The sequence below is a fragment of the Sphingobium fluminis genome, from assembly GCF_037723805.1.
Lineage (GTDB): Bacteria > Pseudomonadota > Alphaproteobacteria > Sphingomonadales > Sphingomonadaceae > Sphingobium.
Genome location: NZ_JBBJUK010000006.1, coordinates 74342 through 93079, shown reverse-complemented (window position 1 = coordinate 93079; position 18738 = coordinate 74342). Strand labels below are relative to the sequence as shown.

19 protein-coding genes and 4 pseudogenes are annotated in these 18738 nt (G+C 60.4%); 8 read left to right on the top strand and 15 right to left on the bottom strand.

Annotated elements, in window-relative coordinates:
* Entirely contained in the window at positions 1–519 is a 519-nt protein-coding gene (locus tag WG907_RS15130; RefSeq protein ID WP_340234088.1) for a CinA family protein, read from the top strand.
* Here the strand turns inward: WG907_RS15130 and WG907_RS15125 are convergent.
* Positions 465–941 carry a type II toxin-antitoxin system RatA family toxin gene (locus WG907_RS15125; RefSeq protein ID WP_340234086.1) on the bottom strand — a complete coding sequence of 159 codons (477 nt, stop codon included), beginning with the start codon at positions 939–941 and terminating at the stop codon, positions 465–467. The two genes, WG907_RS15130 and WG907_RS15125, sit on opposite strands and share 55 nt — an antisense overlap.
* Before the next feature lie 3 nt (positions 942–944).
* Positions 945–1946 (bottom strand): lipoyl synthase, encoded by a 1002-nt coding sequence (gene lipA / locus WG907_RS15120; RefSeq protein WP_445326829.1) that lies wholly within the window; start codon positions 1944–1946, stop codon positions 945–947.
* Between lipA and WG907_RS15115 the strand changes: the two genes are divergently transcribed.
* The 3 genes from WG907_RS15115 to WG907_RS15105 are packed head-to-tail and all read left to right on the top strand — an operon-like array spanning position 1945 to position 3667.
* A complete protein-coding gene (locus WG907_RS15115) occupies positions 1945–2595 on the top strand; it encodes a carbonic anhydrase (RefSeq protein ID WP_340234084.1) in 651 nt (216 codons plus the stop codon). The two genes, lipA and WG907_RS15115, sit on opposite strands and share 2 nt — an antisense overlap.
* Entirely contained in the window at positions 2592–3386 is a 795-nt protein-coding gene (locus tag WG907_RS15110; protein ID WP_340234082.1) for an NYN domain-containing protein, read from the top strand. The genes WG907_RS15115 and WG907_RS15110 overlap by 4 nt, the downstream gene beginning before the upstream one ends.
* Positions 3386–3667 carry an acylphosphatase gene (locus WG907_RS15105; protein ID WP_340234080.1) on the top strand — a complete coding sequence of 94 codons (282 nt, stop codon included), beginning with the start codon at positions 3386–3388 and terminating at the stop codon, positions 3665–3667. Before WG907_RS15110 ends, WG907_RS15105 begins: the two co-directional genes overlap by 1 nt.
* A gap of 57 nt (positions 3668–3724) precedes the next feature.
* Here WG907_RS15105 and ettA read toward each other — a convergent pair whose 3' ends face one another.
* On the bottom strand, positions 3725–5404 hold the full coding sequence (gene ettA / locus WG907_RS15100; protein WP_340234078.1) for an energy-dependent translational throttle protein EttA: 1680 nt from the start codon (positions 5402–5404) through the stop codon (positions 3725–3727).
* A 351-nt stretch (positions 5405–5755) separates the two neighbouring features.
* Here ettA and WG907_RS15095 point away from each other — a divergent pair, with 351 nt between their 5' ends.
* On the top strand, positions 5756–5968 hold the full coding sequence (locus WG907_RS15095) for a hypothetical protein (RefSeq protein WP_340234076.1): 213 nt from the start codon (positions 5756–5758) through the stop codon (positions 5966–5968).
* Positions 5969–6095: 127 nt separating this feature from the next.
* Here the strand turns inward: WG907_RS15095 and WG907_RS15090 are convergent, their stop codons facing one another.
* Positions 6096–6806, bottom strand: a complete 711-nt coding sequence (locus WG907_RS15090; protein ID WP_340234075.1) for a Crp/Fnr family transcriptional regulator — start codon at positions 6804–6806, stop codon at positions 6096–6098.
* Positions 6807–7017: 211 nt separating this feature from the next.
* On the opposite strand from WG907_RS15090, the gene WG907_RS15085 reads away from it, so the two are divergent.
* Entirely contained in the window at positions 7018–7452 is a 435-nt protein-coding gene (locus WG907_RS15085) for an NUDIX domain-containing protein (RefSeq protein ID WP_340234073.1), read from the top strand.
* 398 nt (positions 7453–7850) lie between these two features.
* Here WG907_RS15085 and WG907_RS15080 read toward each other — a convergent pair whose 3' ends face one another.
* The 4 genes and pseudogenes from WG907_RS15080 to WG907_RS15065 all read right to left on the bottom strand — a co-directional run bounded on the left by WG907_RS15080 (position 7851) and on the right by WG907_RS15065 (position 10811).
* Positions 7851–8357 (bottom strand): lytic transglycosylase domain-containing protein, encoded by a 507-nt coding sequence (locus WG907_RS15080; protein WP_340234072.1) that lies wholly within the window; start codon positions 8355–8357, stop codon positions 7851–7853.
* Between the two features lie 8 nt (positions 8358–8365).
* On the bottom strand, positions 8366–10276 hold the full coding sequence (locus tag WG907_RS15075; protein ID WP_340234315.1) for an ATP-dependent DNA helicase: 1911 nt from the start codon (positions 10274–10276) through the stop codon (positions 8366–8368).
* 174 nt (positions 10277–10450) lie between these two features.
* A pseudogene (locus WG907_RS15070) lies at positions 10451–10689 on the bottom strand (transposase); the annotation flags it as partial.
* The gene (locus WG907_RS15065) at positions 10686–10811 is read right to left on the bottom strand and encodes a hypothetical protein (protein ID WP_340234071.1); all 126 of its coding nucleotides are present in this window, start codon (positions 10809–10811) and stop codon (positions 10686–10688) included. The gene WG907_RS15065 and the pseudogene WG907_RS15070, both read right to left, overlap by 4 nt.
* 171 nt (positions 10812–10982) lie before the next feature.
* Here WG907_RS15065 and WG907_RS15060 point away from each other — a divergent pair, with 171 nt between their 5' ends.
* The gene (locus tag WG907_RS15060; RefSeq protein ID WP_340234069.1) at positions 10983–11195 is read left to right on the top strand and encodes a KTSC domain-containing protein; all 213 of its coding nucleotides are present in this window, start codon (positions 10983–10985) and stop codon (positions 11193–11195) included.
* A gap of 6 nt (positions 11196–11201) precedes the next feature.
* Here the strand turns inward: WG907_RS15060 and WG907_RS15055 are convergent, their stop codons facing one another.
* The 3 genes and pseudogenes from WG907_RS15055 to WG907_RS15045 all read right to left on the bottom strand — a co-directional run.
* Positions 11202–11456, bottom strand: a complete 255-nt coding sequence (locus WG907_RS15055; RefSeq protein WP_340234067.1) for a hypothetical protein — start codon at positions 11454–11456, stop codon at positions 11202–11204.
* Between the two features lie 3 nt (positions 11457–11459).
* Positions 11460–12359 carry a non-homologous end joining protein Ku gene (gene ku, locus WG907_RS15050; protein WP_340234065.1) on the bottom strand — a complete coding sequence of 300 codons (900 nt, stop codon included), beginning with the start codon at positions 12357–12359 and terminating at the stop codon, positions 11460–11462.
* 28 nt (positions 12360–12387) lie between these two features.
* A pseudogene (locus tag WG907_RS15045) lies at positions 12388–12588 on the bottom strand (transposase); the annotation flags it as partial.
* A gap of 145 nt (positions 12589–12733) precedes the next feature.
* Between WG907_RS15045 and WG907_RS15040 the strand changes: the two are divergent.
* Positions 12734–13206 (top strand): annotated as a pseudogene (locus WG907_RS15040) (IS3 family transposase); the annotation flags it as partial.
* A gap of 110 nt (positions 13207–13316) precedes the next feature.
* Here the strand turns inward: WG907_RS15040 and WG907_RS15035 are convergent.
* The 4 genes and pseudogenes from WG907_RS15035 to WG907_RS15020 form a co-directional block, all read right to left on the bottom strand.
* Positions 13317–13550: pseudogene (locus tag WG907_RS15035) on the bottom strand (transposase); the annotation flags it as partial.
* Between the two features lie 357 nt (positions 13551–13907).
* On the bottom strand, positions 13908–15299 hold the full coding sequence (locus tag WG907_RS15030; protein ID WP_340234064.1) for a GntP family permease: 1392 nt from the start codon (positions 15297–15299) through the stop codon (positions 13908–13910).
* A complete protein-coding gene (locus WG907_RS15025; protein ID WP_340234062.1) occupies positions 15296–16453 on the bottom strand; it encodes an alpha-hydroxy acid oxidase in 1158 nt (385 codons plus the stop codon). The genes WG907_RS15030 and WG907_RS15025 overlap by 4 nt, the downstream gene beginning before the upstream one ends.
* 226 nt (positions 16454–16679) lie before the next feature.
* Positions 16680–18737 (bottom strand): TonB-dependent receptor, encoded by a 2058-nt coding sequence (locus WG907_RS15020; RefSeq protein ID WP_340234061.1) that lies wholly within the window; start codon positions 18735–18737, stop codon positions 16680–16682.
* Between the last annotated feature and the right edge of the window lies 1 nt (position 18738).

Here is an 18738-nt window from a genome sequence, read left to right as displayed (position 1 = left end):
ATGCCCGATAACATCCTGTCCCCACAGCTGGTCGAACTGGCCGAGCGCGTCATCATCGCCAATCGTCGTGCCGGTCGCACCGTCGCGGTGGCCGAAAGCTGCACCGGGGGGCTGGTATCGGCCGCCCTCACCGAAATCGCCGGATCGTCCGACGTGTTCGAGGCGGGCTTTGTGACCTATTCCAACGAGATGAAGGTCGAGTTGCTCAAGGTGTCGCAGGATGTCCTCGAAACCTTTGGCGCGGTCTCGATCGCTACCGCCTGGGCGATGGCGCAAGGCGCGCTCGTGAAAAGCCACGCGCATGTCGCGGTTGCGATTACGGGAATAGCAGGCCCGGGCGGCGGTTCGGAGCAGAAGCCCGTTGGAACCGTGGTGTTCGCACGTGCCGAGCGAGGCGGAAGTCCCGACAAGGTCGTCGCCGATATGCGCCATTTCGAAAATAACGGCCGTGGCGGCGTCCGGCTTCAGGCGGCGTTATGTGCGCTCGAACTGCTGCTGCCCGACGTGCCCGCACCATAAAGCGCAGCCGCGCGGTCCTCGAATGCGCCGATCATCTTGCGCAACGCCCGATCGAACACCTGCCCGGCCAGCATCTCGAACAGCCGGTTTTTAAATTCGAATTCCACTTCGAAATCGACCAGCACACCACCCTGCCCGTCATCCCGAAACGCCCACAAATTGTGGAGATGCTTGAGCGGCCCGTCGAGATAATCGACGCGCACGCTGTCGGGCCGGTGCTTTACCACGCGCGATGTGAAGCTTTCCTTGATTCCCTTGAAGCCCACGATCATGTCGGCGACCATGTCGGTGCCGGTGCTGGATCGGACGCGAATCGCGCTGACCCAGGGCAGGAACTGAGGATAGGCGGCGACGTCGGCCACCAGATCGAACATCTGCGTGGGCGTATAAGGCAAATGGCGCGTTTCGTTATGCCGGGGCATGATTTAGCGGACGGCCTTCGCCAACTTCGCCTCACGAGTGGCGCGCATTTCCGCGAAATCCTTACCGGCATGATAGCTCGACCGGGTAAGCGGGCTCGACGCCACCTGGAGAAATCCCTTCGCCCGGGCGATGGAACCATAGGCAGTGAACCCTGCGGGCGGGACGAATTCGATCACCTTGGCATGTTTGGGCGTCGGTTGCAGATACTGTCCCATGGTCAGGAAATCGATGTCTGCCGACCGCATGTCGTCCATCACCTGATGCACTTCCAGCCGCTGCTCGCCGAGGCCGAGCATGATGCCCGATTTGGTGAAGATCGACGGGTCGAGCTTCTTCACCGACTCGAGCAGGCGCAGCGAGGCATAATAGCGCGCGCCAGGACGGATCGTCGGGTAGAGCCGGGGCACGGTTTCCAGATTATGATTATAAACGTCCGGCCGCGCCGCCACGATCATCTCGACAGCGCGCTCATGTTTGTTGCGGAAATCGGGCGTCAGGATCTCGATCGTGGTATTCGGGGTGGTGCGCCGGAGCGCGTCGATCACCTTGACGAATTGCGACGCGCCACCATCGGGCAGGTCGTCGCGATCGACCGAGGTGATGACGATATGTTCCAGCCCCATTTCGGCGCAGGCGTCGGCGAGATTTTGTGGTTCGTTCACGTCGACCTTACGCGGCATGCCGGTCTTGACGTTGCAAAAAGCGCAGGCGCGCGTGCACACATCGCCCAATATCATCACTGTGGCATGTTTTTTGGTCCAGCACTCGCCGATATTGGGGCAGGCCGCCTCTTCACAGACCGTCACCAGCCCCTTTTCGCGCATAAGCTTGCGCGTTTCGTTGAAGCCGGGACTGGTCGGGGCCCTCACCCGGATCCAGTCGGGCTTGCGAGGGCGTTCAGGCTTTGCTGGTGCGGGGATCGCGGTCATGTCGGTCATATGCCCCAGATAGCGACGCTCGCGCCTACTTGCCAGCCCCCAACTTGTGCGGCAGAGAACCCGCATGACCGACTTTACCGACATGCTTCAAGGCTATCGCCGCTTCCGTGAAACTGGCTGGGCGCAACAGCGCGGCCGCTGGGATGAACTTAGCGAGGGCCAAAGCCCCCGGGTCATGGTGATCGCCTGTTCCGACAGCCGCGTTGATCCGGCACAGATTTTCGATACCAGTCCCGGCGAAATATTCGTCGTCCGTAACGTCGCCGCGCTGGTGCCGCCATTCGAGACGAATCCCGGCCATCATGGCGTCTCGGCCGCGCTGGAATTTGCCGTGCAGGTGCTCAACGTCGGCGAGATTGTGGTCATGGGCCACGGCAAATGCGGCGGCTGCAAGGCGGCGCTCAGCCAGGAATTGAAAGATGCGCCTCCCGGTGAAGGCGGTTTCATCGCCAACTGGATCGACATGCTGGATGGGGCGCGGGACAATGTGATCGCCCGCTTTGGGGAAGATCGAGGCCGCGACGCGCATCGCGCTATGGAGCAGGAGGGGGTGAAGGTTAGCCTCGCCAATCTGCGCACTTTTCCCTGCGTCCGTTCCAAGGAGCGCAAGGGCGAGTTGAAGCTGGTCGGTGCGTTTTTCGCTATCTCCGATGGGCAGTTGCACCTGCTGGACGAGCAAACCGGTGACTTCCACACCGCCGAGCAGGACGCATGACCCCCTCCGGGGGAGCAAGTGGCAATATCGCTCTGCTGATCGACGCGGACAATGCGTCGGCGGCGCATTTCGACCCGGTGATGACCGTGCTGGCGGAGCTCGGCACCGTCAATATCCGCAGGGCCTATGGTAATTGGAGCAAGACGACGCTCAAAACCTGGGCGGCGCTTTCCGTCGCCCAGGCGATCGAGCCGCAGCAGCAGTTCGACCTGACCAAGGGCAAAAACGCCACCGACATGAAGATGACCATCGATGCGATGGACCTGATGGCGAGCGGGCGGGTCGATGGTTTTGGCCTGATGTCGAGCGACAGCGATTTTACCCCGCTCGTCACGCGAATCCGCCAGCAGGGCATACCGGTTTATGGCTTTGGTCTGGCAAGCACGCCGGAGGGGTTCCGGCGCGCGTGCACGAGGTTTATCGACGTCAAGGCACTGGCGCCTGCCGAAGTCCCCGTTGCACCCCGCCCGGCGGCTAAGCCACGTAGCGCCGAACCGGCGCCGCCCCCGCCTCCAGCCCCGGCGGCAAAGTCGCCCGCCTCTCCTGCCATAACCGTGCCCGCAGTCGATGCGGAGGTCGTTCGGCTGCTGATCGACGCCTATGACGCCGCCAAGCGGGACGAGCGGGGCTTCGTCGCTCTGGGGCCGGTCGGTCAGCGAGTCGGCAACCGCTCCAGCTTCGACGTGCGCAATTACGGCTTCAAGCGGCTGTCCGATCTTGTTCAGGCGATACCGGAATTCATCACCGAAATCCGCGAAGGCGGCCAGACCTGGATCAAGCGGGTTCGCTGATGACGGCCGTGGCGCGACGGCTTACGATCCATGGCAGGGTGCAGGGCGTCTTCTACCGCAAGTGGGCGGTGCAAACGGCGACCATGCTGGAATTGACCGGTTGGGTGCGCAATCGGGCGAACGGATGCGTAGAGGCACTGGTCGAGGGACCCGCCGATCGCGTGGAGCGCTTCATCGCGCTTGCCCGCCAAGGCCCGGCAGCCGCTAAAGTGTCCCGGATCGATATCATCGATTGCGCCCCGCCGGGGCCGTCATCTTTCGACAAACGTCCGACTGTTTAGCGCCGCGACAGAATATCCGGCCCTAGGGACCGGCTATCCTGTCGCACCGATCGTCAATCAGCGGGTCAGTTTCTTGTACGCCAGGCGGGTCGGCCGGTCCGCCGCATCCCCTAGACGGCGGCGCTTATCCTCTTCATAGGATTCGAAATTGCCCTCGAACCATTCGACATGGCTGTCGCCCTCGAACGCCAGGATATGCGTTGCGAGCCGATCGAGGAAGAAGCGGTCATGGCTGATGACCACGGCGCAACCGGCGAAATTTTCCAGTGCATCTTCCAACGCGCGCAGCGTCTCTACATCCAGATCGTTGGTCGGTTCGTCGAGCAGCAGCACATTGCCGCCCTGTTTCAGCATTTTCGCCAGATGCACGCGGTTGCGTTCACCGCCCGACAGTTGCCCGACCTTCTTCTGCTGATCCGGGCCCTTGAAATTGAACGCGCCGACATAGGCGCGCGTCTGGATCTCATGCTTGCCGATGGTCATGAGTTCATGGCCGCCGGAGATTTCCTGCCACACATTATGATCGGGGTTCAAACTGTCGCGGCTCTGGTCGACATAGCCTAGCTGGACCGTCTCGCCGACTTTTATGCTGCCCTCGTCGGGCTGCTCCTGCCCCGTGATGAGCCGGAACAGCGTGGATTTGCCCGCGCCATTCGGGCCGATCACGCCGACGATGCCGCCAGGCGGCAGCAGAAAATCGAGATTTTCGAACAACAGCTTGTCGCCATAGCTCTTCGTCAGACCATGTGCCTCGATCACCTGCCCGCCAAGGCGCTTGGGCGTCTGAATAACGATCTGCGCCTTGCCGGGCGCGCGGTTCTCCTGCTTTTCGACCAGTTCGTCGAATGCGCGGATGCGGGCTTTGGACTTGGTCTGGCGCGCTTTGGGCGACTGCCGGATCCACTCCAACTCCTCCTTGATCGCCTTCTGGCGCCCCGCATCCTCGCGCTCTTCCAGTTCCATCCGTTTGCCCTTTTCGGACAGCCAGTTGGAATAATTGCCCTCATAGGGAATGCCGCGGCCGCGATCGAGTTCAAGCACCCAGCCTACGACATTGTCGAGGAAATAGCGGTCATGGGTGACGAGGATGACGTTGCCGGCATATTGGATAAGATGCTGTTCGAGCCACTGAACGCTTTCGGCATCGAGATGGTTGGTCGGTTCGTCGAGCAGCAAAATGTCGGGTTTTTCGAGCAGCAGTCGGCAAAGCGCGATGCGGCGCTTTTCGCCACCCGACAGGCTTTCCACGCCCCAGTCGCCAGGCGGGCAGCGCAGCGCTTCCATCGCGATTTCGAGCTGATTGTCGAGCGTCCAGCCGTCGACTGCGTCGATCTTTTCCTGGAGTGTGCCCATTTCTTCCATCAGAGCGTCGAAATCGACGTCTTCCGGGGGGTCGCCCATAATCTCGCTGATCTCGTTGAAACGGTCGACCAAATCGGCCACGGGACGAACCCCGTCCTTGACGTTTTCGATCACCGTCTTGCTCGTATCGAGCTGCGGCTCCTGCGCCAGATAGCCGACGCGCAGCCCTTCTGCGGCCCATGCCTCGCCCTGAAAATCCTGGTCCATGCCGGCGATGACCTTCATCAACGTCGATTTGCCCGCGCCATTGACGCCGATGACGGCGATCTTTGTGCCCGGCAGGAACTGAAGATGGATATTGTTGAACACCGGCTTGTTGGCGCCGGGGAAGGTCTTTGTCAGGCCCTTCATGACGAAGCTGTACTGGACGGCCATCAGGTCGGTCTCTCTTATATAGGCGTGCTGCGAATTTGCCGTCCGGTTAGCGGAGGCACGGCGCATTGGCAAATCGCGGATCGTCGAATGACCCCATTTCCTGCATGAGGATTTCCAGAGGAGCTTCGCCCCCCGCAATGGATGCGCCAAAAATGGAGGAGACGTAAGCACTCTGAAAAGGCGGGTATTAAGTGAACTTTTATTGTAGACAACGGTCCATCGCGTGATTCCATCGTTTCACCGATGTAGAAAAGCATTGATTTGTGCATCGCACACGTTAATGCGGGTCGCTCGCGTAGGGTCACATCTGTAACGTGCCTGACGCGGCATATGCTATGGGAGCCGTATACAATGAAGAAGATCGCTGTTGTTTTCGCTTCGGCCAGCCTGATGGCCCTCGCCGCTTGCGGTGAGAAGCCGGCCAACGAGACCGCGAACGCTTCGAACGCAGTCGTCGAGAACGTTGTCGAGAACGCCGCTAATGCTGCTGACAACGCCGCCAATGCTGCTAACGCTGCTGGCAACGCTGCCAATGTAGCGGCGAACGCGGCGAACGCGAACTAATCTTCGCTTTCGCGAGATATTCGAAAAGGGCGGGCTGGTGAACGGCCCGCCCTTTTTACGTGCGCCGCCTTTTTCTTGGGTGCCTCCATAATATGGACGGGGCTGTTTACTTCCCCTCCGTGCTGCGTCAGCCTTCGATGAACAAATAAGATGGGTCAAACTCACACAGGCGCATGAGTGCGGACCGGTCGGTCATGATGACTATGTCGCGCCTCACTTCCATCAGGCCCTGCTCCTTGAGCTCCCGAAGCATCCGATTCATGTGAACCGGCGTCATGCCGCAAGCCTCGCCCAGATCGGCCTGCGTCAACGGTAGTAGAAAGGTCGACCCATCGCTTCGACCCACGGCGCGAAGTTTCGCTTCGATTTCGCAAAAGAAATGCCCAACCCGCGCAATGGCATCCAGGCGTCCGAGGCGGAATATCCATTCACGATGCATCGCCGCGTCCAGCAATGTGCTGAACCACAGCATCTTCGCCAGCTTAGGCCGAGTTGCCACGATCTCGTCCAGCGCGCCATGGGGCACGCAGGCGATCTTGCAGGTTGTTATGGTTGCGACGTCATGATCGAGACGCTTGAGCGGGTAGCCGTGCAAATCCACGAAATCGCCAGGCACATGAACTGCGACCAACTGCCGGGCGCCATCCCGATCATCCATATACCGACAGATGATCCCCTCGATCAGATAGGTGCTGAAGGTGATTGGCGCGCCCTTTTCGGCGAGGGTGCGGCGGCCGGGTACGGTACGCACCTCACTGACGGCGGTCTCCAGCGTGGCCAGATCGTCCTGGGACAACTGGTTTCGTCGTCTTTGGCGCAGAAAGTCATCAAAGATCATTTTTCCATCGCCCCTTGCGGCCCCTTAACCGATCCCTTCATCTAGCCATGTCGCGCCTTCAATGCGACTCCCGATACGGCCCGGCGCACGTACCCCAGCGCGAGATTTAATGTTGAACCGACCTGATCGCGCGATCGTTGAGGCCGATTGCTCACGCTCACCACGAAAGGCTTGACGGAAATGCCAGGACGAAGCGCTGGCCTCCTCCTTTATGAACGGTCGCCGTTGCTGCGGGTGCTGCTGGTCCATCCTGGCGGTCCCTATTTGGCGCAATCGCGACAAGGGCGCATGGCAAATTCCCAAGGGCGGCATCCAGACGGGCGAATCCCCTGCTGCCACGGCGTTGCGCGAAGTCCAAGAAGAACTGGGGCTGCGCGTTGAAGCCCTCCTAGTTCCTCTTGGTGAAATCCGGCAGAAAGGCGGTAAATTGGTGACGGCCTTCGCCGCCGAACAAGCCGTCGATAGGTCGACCATCATCAGTAATCATTTCGAGCTGGAATGGCCGCCACGCAGCGGTGAAACCCGTTCTTTTCCTGAAGTCGATGCCGCTCGGTGGCTCTCGATGGACGATGCCCGGGACGCCATGCTGCCCAGCCAGCTACCGCTGCTCGACAGGCTGGAAGAGGCATTGCACAGCGGTCTTTAACACTGAAAAGCAAGGGTTGGTCGGGGAGACAGAATTCGAATTAACGGAACATCTATTTGTAATGGAAAAACAAGTTCATAGTCATCATACACAGTTTCCAACAAAACATACAACAAACATATGATCATGTTTGGCAACCATTGAGACTATATGGGACCAATACCTGCGATGTCAACCGTGCGTTCTATATGAACACGAAATTCAACGATCCATCTCATCACTATGCTCTAGGAAACCTCCTCTCGTCGAAGAAGGTGGGCATCAAGAAGAGTCGGTATGGTGTACCGCTTGGCCGTGGCCGAGCGCCCATCCCTCGCCATCAAGGCAATCTCGACCAGGTCGCCACAGTCGTCGAAGACTCGGCACCCGACCGGGCTCAAAGTCCTATCCGCATCAAATCATGGTGCTGCCGAAACTGCTTTTGGGTTAGCCAGTGAGCGCATGATTACCGCCACTCGCCTGGCATATTCGATTTGCCTCCACCGCGTCGGACTGTGATATATCCCGACGGCTCGCCAGAAGTCCCTTGCGTCGTTAAGCGCTGACAGGAATATCCAGCGGGAGACGTCGACGTTGAAGCAGGCATCGTGCCGCAACCAGCGACGAACATCTTCCTCCTGTCGGCTCACGATTTTTGCCACTCTGGGTACCCACGAGCTGTTCACCTGCATCGGCCCCAGGTCCACCGATCCGTTATCATTAGGCACCTGTGCGCCAACCCAGCCACCTTCCTGCTCCCGGATCGCGAAAAGGGTAAGTTCGAGCCATGGTCGGCCGGCGGCAGCGCGCGAAATACAACTGGCTACCCGGGTCTCCTGCGCCGCATTTCGTGGTGGTTTTGCCGACACACTGTCGGATATCATCAAAAGCGCCCCAATGCCAATTCCGGCGAGCCACTTTCTCATGGGTCTGCTCATCGATCTTGCCCCCGATCGATTTTTCCGGTCCCGGAAACGGTCCGGTCATCACGAGTGCGATCCTTCACATTTCGATCTTCGAGGAAGGTCTTCGCGAGACGCGCCAACGTCTCCATCGCCCGCGAGGCCGTCCCGGATAACCGGCCTGGAGCCTTGTTGACGTTGCGGGACATAGGGGAGTCTCGCCGGGTGCGGCCGAACAGTCTCCGCGCCTCGTCAATGCGCGTGCCATCTCTTTGCATACGCAAGTCGAGGGAGCTGGCCTCAATACGCCCCAATCCCTCCAGCGCGGATGTCTTCTCGCCTGAGTTGCGACCGAGCTTTTCGGCCAGCTGTTTGGCATCCTCCGTCCAGAGCTTCACGCCAAATTGTGCGCGGGTGATCGCGGTATAAAAGTTCTGCCCATTCACCAGAGGCGACCCTACCGGCGCGAGAATGTAGGCGCGCGCGTACGTTTTGGATTGTGACGAGTACACCGTTTCGGCGTAGCCATGATCCCAGGTCTTGAACTGGGAAAGATCAATTTCCTGCTGGATCTTAGTACGGTCCCATCTGATTGTTGCAATCGGACCATCGATTTTTTCGACTGTGCCGCGCTCGGCATTCTTTAGGCCCAGAGTTTTTGTGGCCAGGCGCCATTGAATGCGATCTCCCGCAGCGACGCCGCGCTCGTCGCCGTTGAAAACGTTGATCTGAACTGCGCCTGTGAGTCGTGGGTCCCATCTGATGATGCGTCCCCGCTCATCGACGAGCCGGACAATCTGGCGCCCACTGGCTTCCCGCCCGAGGCCTAGCACCCGGTATTCCGACTGTCGCGCCAGCCCAAGCCGCGCGTCATCGCGACTGAACATCACGACCTGACCGCCGGAGTAGAACCGCGCCATTCTCCGCTCCTCCGAGGACAGAGCAGCAGGCGTGAGAATCTGCAGCCGGGTGTCTTCAGCCGCGACCGCGCCCTCTCGCTTCAGGGCCTCCCTAATTTGCTCGTTCACAACAATGCGGGTGGCATTATCGAGAACCAGAATATTGGTCGTGGCCCGGTTGTCGGGTTTCAGTCGGACCCATTCATCGACCAACTGTCGTGCCAGGCCCTCTGCCCCGTCCCCCGTTACCACTTTGTCCAGATGCTCAATCGCGCCGGCATAGTCCCCGGCCCGCGTTTGCGCGACAGCATGCCGCATAGTGCGTGTCTGCTGGCGAATCGACTCGGTGAGTTCCACTTTTGGAAGCCCGAGCTTCTGCAGAAGCCAAAACGCCTTACCTTGCTCTATCGCGCCCGTTTGCTGATTGTCTCCCAAGAGGACAAGGCGCGCACCGGTATCACGACTGATTTCGAGCAACCGAAGCGTTTGCCGATTGCCGAGTTGCCCGGCTTCATCGACCACGAGAACATCCCGCGTATCGAGGCCGCGCCCCCCCGAAACGATGAGGCTCGCGACAGTGCGAGAAAGGATGTTCGCTTTTGAACCGAGCTCCGCCGCGGCTGAGGAAGTTGGGGCGAGAGCATGCACGCGAACGTGAGGATCGACAGCGGCAGCCATGGCTTTGACAATGGTGGACTTGCCTGAGCCTGCGACGCCATGCACGCCAATCACCCGATCGCGTGATGTTGCCAGTTCTGCGAGCACCTTCTCCTGGGATGGCTTCAGCCCGGCCGTTTCCAGCACATTGAGAAGCCGGTCGCTCGACGCGAGCGGCCTGGCGTCATCAAGGGCGATGGCGAGATGTTTGGAAAGAGCGATTTCGCGCCTGGCTGTGCGCCGACTTGTCCTCCCGCGCGTCAGTACCCCATCTCCGGTCTGCGCCCGCGTGACGAGTAGCTTTTCCCGATCTTCGTGCTGCTGAACATAGGGCCGTACATCCCCGAGCATGACCTCACCCACATGAGCGGCTAAGCCTCCCCGCAAGATCTGCCCCTGATTGTTGACCGCCTCGCGGGTTTCGAGATTGCGGATTCCAAAAAGCGCCGCGCGGCGCGCGACGGAAGGATCCCCAATACGGCCATCAGACGGCGTGCGGTCGCTCCCCTCCTTTAGCGCGTGAAGAGATTTCAGCTCCGACCCTGCCTCCGCGGCCCATCGATCTTGCAGATCATCACCAATTCGCCGTTGAAGCCAGCGGACAAACCGATTGTAGCAGGTGGTCGATGGGCCGTAGCGTTCCGGGATTTCCGCCCAGGGCGCACCTGAGCGGAAGCGCCAGAGAATAACGTTCAGGACACGACGATCGTCAACCGGAGGCACGCCGCGAGGCTTGTTGGGTAGTAATGGCTCGATGATCAGCCATTCCTTATCTGTAAGTCGTATCGCCGGCGCGTCATGCATCCTCCGTTTCCGAAGGGTAATCTCCCGTGCCAGGCTTGCGCCGGCGTGACTTGATGAGCTTGAAGCCGCGGTGCTCCGCCATCTCGCGCAGTTTCTGATCGATGGTCTCGTCGGGCATATCCTCATAACCCGCAATCGGGGCAGCGGTTCAGACGGCTTGGCCGTGCGCTACAGGCTCTGCACGACTCGCTTGGGCGCACAACGGATTCGCTTCGCCGCTTGCACTGGAACGGCGGAGTCCGCCGCACGCTGAGACGGCATGCGTGCCTGCCGTATCAAGGCCTCCTCGATGATCGACCGTGTCGCTTTTGACGATGATGCGCGCGTCCTGAGCGTCTCGTTCAAGCAGACGGGCAAATATCTCTATTATGAGGTGCCCGCGACCATCTTCGAGGCGCTCTGCAAAGCCAATTCCGCGGGCGCCTTCTTCAACGAACAGATCAAGGGACGTTTCCAGTGCCGCCGCGATCCGGAACGGCGACGCTTCGGCCCAAATGCCTGACGATTTTCACGCTTCGCCCAACACCCGATAAACCGACATCAGGTGGCGGCCGGCTATTGCCCGCGCACGGGGCGAGCGTATCGTTTCCTCGTTGGTTTCATGCAGCATGGTCAGCATGTCGAGCACGTCCTGGCGCGGGGTACCCACCTCCATAAGATGGGTGCCCATCAGCGCGAGCAGATTGCTCCACAAGGTGATGGCGCCCTCCGCAAAGGCAGCATCATCGTCGTTGTTGCTAGAGGCGCGAACGATATCGGCCACGCCTCAAGCCCGTTTTTTTGCCGGCGTCTTGGCAGCGGCTTTCGCCGCAGGCGCCTTTTCCGACTTTGCCGTCGCTTTAGCTGCCGGCTTTTTTGCCGGTGCCTTCGCGCCGCCCGCCGGCCCGATCGATTTCTTGAGTGCCGCCATCAGGTCAACGACATTGCTGCCGCGCGGATCGGAGCCCGCATCGCTGTCGTCATCGATATTAAGCGTCTTGCCCTTCTTCTTGCGCTCGATGAGGTCCTTCAGCGCGTCGACATAGCGATCGTGAAACTCGCTCGCATCGAACTTGCCGGTCTTCTTATCGATCAGCGTGGTGGCCAGATCGAGAAGTTCCTCGTCGGGATCGGCGTCGCCGATCTCGCGAAAATAGCTCGCCGCCTTGTTGACCTCGTCGGCATAGCGCAGCGTTTCCATGACCAGACCGCGCCCGCACGCCTTGATGCTGACGACATATTCGCGGCCGCGCATGGCAAGCTGCCCGAGACCGATCTTGTGACTGCGGCGCAGTGCCTCACGCAGGACGATGAAGGCTTCTTCGGCGAGGTCGTCGGCAGGCACGACATAATAGGGCTTTTCGAAATAGATGGCGTCGATCTCGTGACTATCGACGAACTGGGTCAGTTCGAGCGTCTTCTTGCTCTCGAGCTTCACGCCCTCGATCTCCTTCTCGTCGAGCAGGACATATTCACCCTTGGCATATTCGAAGCCCTTGACGATGTCTTCGACATCGACAGGGCCGATACCAGGCACGACCTTTTCATATTTGATGCGCTTGCCCGAGGGCTCGTGGATCTGGTTGAAGGCGATCGTCGCGCCGCTCTTCGTCGCTGAGTAGATTTCGACCGGGATCGAAACAAGCGCCAGCCGGATCTGGCCTCGCCAATAAGGTCGTGCTGCCATGATCGTCTCCTATGCCAATGCCTGCCTCAACCGTTGCGCGGTTGAAGCCGCGTCGCTCCCGAAGCTGGTTGGCCCATTGGCTCATGGGATCATTCTTATTGGGTGCCGTTCTCACGACGGCACGCGCGCCGTGAACCAATAGGCTGCGCAAATGCTGGCTTCCTCGTTTGGAGATGCCCATAAGCACTGCCTTGTCACCGCTCGAAAACTGGCGCGGTACTAAACCGCATTGCCCTTGCGATCAACGCCATGAAGCTGGAAGACATTCTTCGCCAGGTCGATACCGAGGACATCGATGGTCATCGCTTCTCTCCTTCACGTTCGATTACACAACAGTGCTCCGGGGTGGGAGAGCCGTCCATCCCATTAGCTGACGGAAGGACTATGGTGGCCTGAAGACCGATCAGGCGCGCCGGATGAAGGACCTGGAGAAGGAGAATCTTCGGCTTCGCCGGGCGATCTCGGACCTGACGCTCGACAAGCTTATCCTTCAGGAGGCCGCTCGGGAAAACTTATGAGCCCGGCGCGGCGGCGACGCTGTATCGACCAATTGCGGCGCGAGCTGCCGGTGTCCGAGCGAAGGATATGCTGGGTGCTCGGGCAACGTCGGTCGACGCATCGTAAGGTACCGCGCGGGGCGGACGACGAGCAGCAACTCACCGAGGACATCATTGCGCTTGCGAAGCAATATGGTCGCTACGGCTATCACCGGGTGACGGCGCTGCTTCGCCATGCAGGGTGGCTGGTCAACCTCAAACGGGTTGAGCGTATCTGGAGTAAGGAAGGCCTGAAGGTGCCACAAAAGCAACCTAAGCGGGGTCGGCTATGGCTCAGTCCCCTCCTCTGCGACTGCCGCTGCCCAACGCGTTGGGTTGAGCTGCGGCGTACCAATCCACTGACTATTCGCTGCGAGCGACTGGGCCTTGGAACGGGGATAGCGGCCGAGGGTTGCCGCCACAACGTCGCCTCCAGCGGCGCGCTGTCCCAGATCCCGGCACCAATGAAATGATGCAGCCGGTCATAGCTGAGCGCGTCTGCGCGGGCCGCCATGGGCTGGATGCTCTTGCGATCGCCGGGGCCAATCAAGCCGGCGAGGTAGGCCGGGCACATCCGACGCCGCGTCTTGTTACCCAACTTCTGCAGATACGGCTCAAGCCAATGCTCGAGATCCCGCTGCCAATCCTCTTCCATCGCCAGCCTCCGTCAAAGCTGGCTTCCTATGAATCACGCATTTCCCTTGCAGGGAATCCCAAAAATCACACTTCTGCCAAAGTAGTGCTAGTACTTGGATCCGGAACGACTGAACGCATCACCGCTGACTGAAACCTCGCTTTCCCGGAGTAAGCAATGGTCGGATCATAAATATATGATCTGCCTTGCACCAGAATCCTGTTGCCCAGCTCAAATGGGGCGCCATGCCGAGCATGAGGGCGCGATACAGCGTCACGCCAGCCGCTTCGCAACTGTAGCGTGCGTCGACCATCGGGGAATCCGGAGCGCTATATATAGCCGCCATGAACAGGGTTCAGTGTCGTTAAAACCTCTATTTCACACGATACCGGTGGCATAGTAGATCGCGATCATCACGAATACGGTCGCCGTTTTGATGCCGGTCAGCGCAAGGATGTCACGATAGGCCTGTCGGTGGGTCAGGCCGGTGACGGCAAGCAACGTAATGATCGCGCCGTTGTGGGGCAGCGTGTCCATGCCGCCGCTCGCCATGGAGGCGATGCGGTGCAGCACCTCGCGCGGGATGCCGGTCGCATCACCTGCCCGCGCGAAATCCTGGCCCAGCGCCGCGAGGGCGATGCTCATGCCACCCGATGCCGAGCCGGTAATTCCCGCCAGTGACGTGATCGTCACGGCCTCATTTAGCAACGGATCGGAGATGCGGCTCAATGCCTCGCGCACGGCGATGAAGGCCGGTAAGGAAGCGATGACTGCGCCAAAGCCATATTCCGACGCGGTATTCATCGCCGCGAGCAGCGCCCCGCCGACCGCCGTGCGAACGCCCTCGTTGAAACGGGCCGCGACGTTGCGATAGCCGCCGATCACCGTCGTCAGGGTGCCAAGCAGGAGAGCGCCCTGCACTGCCCATAAGGCGCCCTGCTTCTTCACGTCGATCATAATTGGATGGGCGAGGCCGGGCAGGGTCACGCTCTGGCTGTCACCCAGCAGGCGCGGCAGCAGCATGGTCAACGCCAGGTTCGCCAGCGCCACGACCAGCAGCGGCAGGACCGCCAGCGCAAGAGGGGGCAGGCGGCCGCCGGCCGGCGGTTCGGGTTCGTTCACGAGCATGTCGCCATAGCCTTCGCCCAAACGCCCAGCCTGCTTCCGCCGCGTTTCGAGATAAGCCATGCCCGCGCCGAAAATGAGCAATGAGGCGATGAGGCCCAGCCCCGGCGCGGCCCATGTCGTCGTGCCGAAGAAGCTAGTAGGAATGATGTTCTGGATCTGGGGCGTGCCGGGCAGCGCATCCATGGTGAAGGTAAATGCACCAAGCCCGATCGTCGCCGGCAGGAGCCGCTTGGGGATGCCAGACTCGCGAAACAGGGCGGCACCGAATGGATAGACCGCAAAAACCACGACATAAACGGACACCCCACCATAGGTGAGAAGCGCCGCGACCGTCACGATCGCGATCATGCTGCGGTGCGGCCCTGCCGCCCGGATGACCGCAGCGACGATGGCACTGGAAAAGCCGGAAATCTCGATCAGCTTGCCAAACAGCGCGCCCATCAGGAAAACGGGGAAATAGAGGCCGAGGAAGTCCGCGACCTTCGCCATGAACAGGCCGGAGAAGGTAGCCGGAACCGCGCCAAGATCGTAGAGCGCGACCGCCAGCATGGCGAGTATGGGCGCGGCCACAATGACGCTGAACCCGCGATAGGCGACGAGCATCAGAAGCAGGAGCGGCAGCGCCGCGAGCAACAAGCTCATCGCCGCTGCCGCACGTGACGCGCCGCAAGCGACGCGATGTCGTTGACGCCTGCCAGCACCATCGTCCGATGAAATTCTTGCTCCAGGATCGTCAGCGCGCGGCGCACCCCTGCTTCGCCCCCGGCGGCAAGGCCCCAGAGATAGGGCCGGCCGATCGAACAGGCGGTCGCGCCCAGCGCCAGCGCCTTGACGACGTCCGATCCGCGTCGGATGCCGCCGTCGCAAATGAGGTCGACGCCATCGCCGATCGCTTCGCGCGCCGCCGCGATCTGGTCGACCGGCGCGGGCGCGCCATCGAGCTGGCGTCCGCCATGGTTGGAAAGGATGACCCCGGTCGCACCAGCGGCAATCGCCCGCCGGGAATCTTCGGGCGTCATCACGCCCTTGATCGCCAGCGGACCATCCCATTCCCGCGCGAGCCATTCGACGTCGCGCCAGTGGACTGATGGATCGAACTGGCCATCAATATAATTGAAAAGGCTCATCCCTCCTCCAGCGAGCGCATCGACGCGGTGGCTGACATTGGCGAGGTCGAATTTCGAGCCGGTCAGCGCCGGAAGAGACCATAGGGGATGGAGCGCGAAGCTGAGCATCGAACGCCACGTCAGTCTCGGGGGAATCGAAAGGCCGTTTAGACGATCGCGCTGGCGATTGCCCGCGACCGGGGTATCGACGGTCAGTGTCAGGCCATCGAAGCCCGCATCCCGGCAGCGGGCGACGAACTCCGCGGTCAGGCCGCGATCCTTGAAGATATATATCTGGAATATCTTCGGTGCACCCGACGCATCCGCCAGTGCCTCCAGCCGCGTCGTACCCATTGTCGACAGGCTGTAGAGCAGACCGCTCGCGGCCGCGGCCCGCGCCACGGCAACTTCCGCCTGACCATGAAACATGCGCGTTAGGCCGGTCGGCGACAGCATCAATGGCCAGCGGCTGCTTTTACCGAATAAGGTAGTTTCCGTGCGGATTGCCGACACATCGGTAAGCACGTCCGGCACGATCTCATAGTCCGCAAAGCGCGTCTCGTTCCGGCGCAGCGTCACCTCGTCATCCGCCCCGCCGTCGATATAGTCGAAGATCGGACGCGGCAGCCTGCGCCGCGCGCGATCGCGCAGCGCCGCTATATTATGCGCCCTATCGAGCCGAAACGTCATCGAAGCACCCCGTTGCGACAAGCAGCGCTAAGACACGCGCCGAATATGCTTTACCAATGTTTTTGAACTCAGCGGCCCTACCGATAGCCGGGAGTTGCGATTCCATAAGCTGTCGAACACGCCGCCGCCGGTGAGCCCAGTGCTGACCGGCGACGGAATGGTATTGCGATCGACAAGATATTGCCGGGTGGATCCGCGCGCCCGGCTTAATCAACGATCACCCGGCTTAGAACCGATACGTCGCCTCTGCACCATAGGTGCGCGGCAGGTTCCAGATCGTCTGATCCTGGCCAAGAGACGCAGAATAGGCACCGCTGGCCCTGGTGTTGACGTTGCGGATATTCTTGACGAATGCGCGCAGCGTGAACTGATCGCCATCGGGGGTGAAGGTCAGGAAGGCATTTTGCAGATTATAGGCGCGCTGGGTCAGAGCGGCGGTGTTAAACTCGTCATAACGGATTTTACCGCTCCAGAAGGACTCGCCGCGCAGCAGCAATTTGCCGTTGCCGACCGGCACTTCATATTGGAGGCCGACATTGACGCTCCATGGCGCCGCCCGGTTGAGCCAGTTGCCTTTCAGCTGCTCCAGAGGCGCCCCTGAAGCACAATTGGTTGGGCCAGGACGCTGATTGCAATTGGTATAGTTGGAATATTTGGCGCTCTGAGCCATGGCCGACATGTCGAGGCTCAGCGCATCGGTGATCCGCGCGTCGAGATTACCTTCGACGCCCTTGATGCGGGATTCGGCGGCGTTCTGGACGGAAAAGCCACCGACCGACGGCAGGGTCCTTTGCACCTGCAGATTGCCGTAATCATACCAATAGCCCGCGAGATTCAGGCGGATCCGGTTGTCCGCGAAGGTTGTCTTGATCCCGGCTTCGCCGCCCTCGATGCTTTCGGGATCATAGGCGTTGTCGCAAGCGCCCGAAGCAAAGCCGCCAGCTTTGTACCCCTTCTGGTAGGTCGCATAGGCCATGATCTTGTCGGTGATGTCGAACTGCAAGCCCGCGCGCGGTGTCCAGGCGGTGTCTTTTCGGTTCCTGCGAAGGTTATTACAAGTCGGCAGGATGGTCCAGTAGACGCTCTTTTTATCGATATTATAGCGCAGGCCTGCAATGACCCGCAGCTTGTCGGTGACACTGAAAATATTATCGGTGAAGAAGGCTACCGACTTGGCCTTCTGCTGCATGTCGGCCCGATAGATTCTGATGATGGACCCGTCCGGCGTGAAGGCGCCACTCACTACGTCGGTGCGCTGTGTGACCTTGTCGTTGAAATAGAAAATGCCGAACACCGACTTTAACCGGCCGTCTATGCTTGAGACGTTCAGATTGAGCTCTTGACTGTAGGTTCGCGACCTATTGCTGCTCAGAGCCTCCTGCAGGGCGGCCGAACTGAAATCGCCTTCGGCATCCATAAAGTTTTTATACTTCTGGTAAGCTGAAATCGACTTGAGCTGGATATCATCGCTCAGGTCCCAGGTAACGGTCGCGCTCGTTGCATATTGCTTGGTATCCATTCTTGCGTCCACATCACTCAAGACCGTGCGCGGCCGGAATGATTGACGGCCAGCGACAAGCGGTCCGAAAAAAGCGCCGGTTGCCGGGTCCAGGGCTGTATCTATGAAAGAGCCGCGGGTGTGGGCGAACGATCCTTCCAGGTCAATGGTCAGATCGTCGCTCGGTTCGAAGGAGAGGACACCCCTGACCCCCGCGACCTTGCTCTCGCCAAAGCTGGATTTGGGCGCGCCCGGCAGCAGATTTTTGACGAAACCCTTGTCGCGATTGTCCCACAGACCCGCGACGCGGAAGCCGACCTTGTCGCTGATCGGGCCGGAGATGAAGCCCTGGAGCGTATAACTGTCGAAATTGCCGACGCGGCCGGTGACTTCCGCTTCCATTTCCTTCGTTGGACGGCGCAGGATATAATTGATCACGCCCCCGGTGGCGTTGCGGCCGTAGAGCGTGCCCTGGGGACCCGAAAGCACCTCGATCCGCTCGAGATCCATGAGCGCGAGATTGAGGCTGCGGGCGCGGGACTGGTAGACGCCGTTCACATGCACGGCGATCGACGCATCCTCGAAACCGCTGGTCAGGTTGGTGCTGATGCCGCGCAGCGTGATCAGATTGCTCCCGAAGGTTGTGCCGACCTGGAGCGAGGGCACCTGCGTGGTCAGATCAGCCAATCCGCGGATCTGCCGGGTTTCCAGCGTTTCCTGCGAGAAGGCAGCAACCGTCGCCGGGATATCCTGGACGCTTTGCGCCCGCTTTTGGGCAGTGACCACG

Excerpts from the sequence above, each read along its gene's own strand:
- WG907_RS15130 (WP_340234088.1), top strand. The coding sequence starts at position 1 with ATGCCCGATAACATCCTGTCCCCACAGCTGGTCGAACTGGCCGAGCGC.
- WG907_RS15125 (WP_340234086.1), bottom strand. The coding sequence starts at position 941 with ATGCCCCGGCATAACGAAACGCGCCATTTGCCTTATACGCCCACGCAG.
- WG907_RS15115 (WP_340234084.1), top strand. The coding sequence starts at position 1,945 with ATGACCGACTTTACCGACATGCTTCAAGGCTATCGCCGCTTCCGTGAA.
- lipA (WP_445326829.1), bottom strand. The coding sequence starts at position 1,946 with ATGCGGGTTCTCTGCCGCACAAGTTGGGGGCTGGCAAGTAGGCGCGAG.
- WG907_RS15110 (WP_340234082.1), top strand. The coding sequence starts at position 2,592 with ATGACCCCCTCCGGGGGAGCAAGTGGCAATATCGCTCTGCTGATCGAC.
- WG907_RS15105 (WP_340234080.1), top strand. The coding sequence starts at position 3,386 with ATGACGGCCGTGGCGCGACGGCTTACGATCCATGGCAGGGTGCAGGGC.
- ettA (WP_340234078.1), bottom strand. The coding sequence starts at position 5,404 with ATGGCCGTCCAGTACAGCTTCGTCATGAAGGGCCTGACAAAGACCTTC.
- WG907_RS15095 (WP_340234076.1), top strand. The coding sequence starts at position 5,756 with ATGAAGAAGATCGCTGTTGTTTTCGCTTCGGCCAGCCTGATGGCCCTC.
- WG907_RS15090 (WP_340234075.1), bottom strand. The coding sequence starts at position 6,806 with ATGATCTTTGATGACTTTCTGCGCCAAAGACGACGAAACCAGTTGTCC.
- WG907_RS15085 (WP_340234073.1), top strand. The coding sequence starts at position 7,018 with ATGAACGGTCGCCGTTGCTGCGGGTGCTGCTGGTCCATCCTGGCGGTC.
- WG907_RS15080 (WP_340234072.1), bottom strand. The coding sequence starts at position 8,357 with ATGAGAAAGTGGCTCGCCGGAATTGGCATTGGGGCGCTTTTGATGATA.
- WG907_RS15065 (WP_340234071.1), bottom strand. The coding sequence starts at position 10,811 with ATGCCCGACGAGACCATCGATCAGAAACTGCGCGAGATGGCGGAGCAC.
- WG907_RS15060 (WP_340234069.1), top strand. The coding sequence starts at position 10,983 with ATGATCGACCGTGTCGCTTTTGACGATGATGCGCGCGTCCTGAGCGTC.
- ku (WP_340234065.1), bottom strand. The coding sequence starts at position 12,359 with ATGGCAGCACGACCTTATTGGCGAGGCCAGATCCGGCTGGCGCTTGTT.
- WG907_RS15030 (WP_340234064.1), bottom strand. The coding sequence starts at position 15,299 with ATGAGCTTGTTGCTCGCGGCGCTGCCGCTCCTGCTTCTGATGCTCGTC.
- WG907_RS15025 (WP_340234062.1), bottom strand. The coding sequence starts at position 16,453 with ATGACGTTTCGGCTCGATAGGGCGCATAATATAGCGGCGCTGCGCGAT.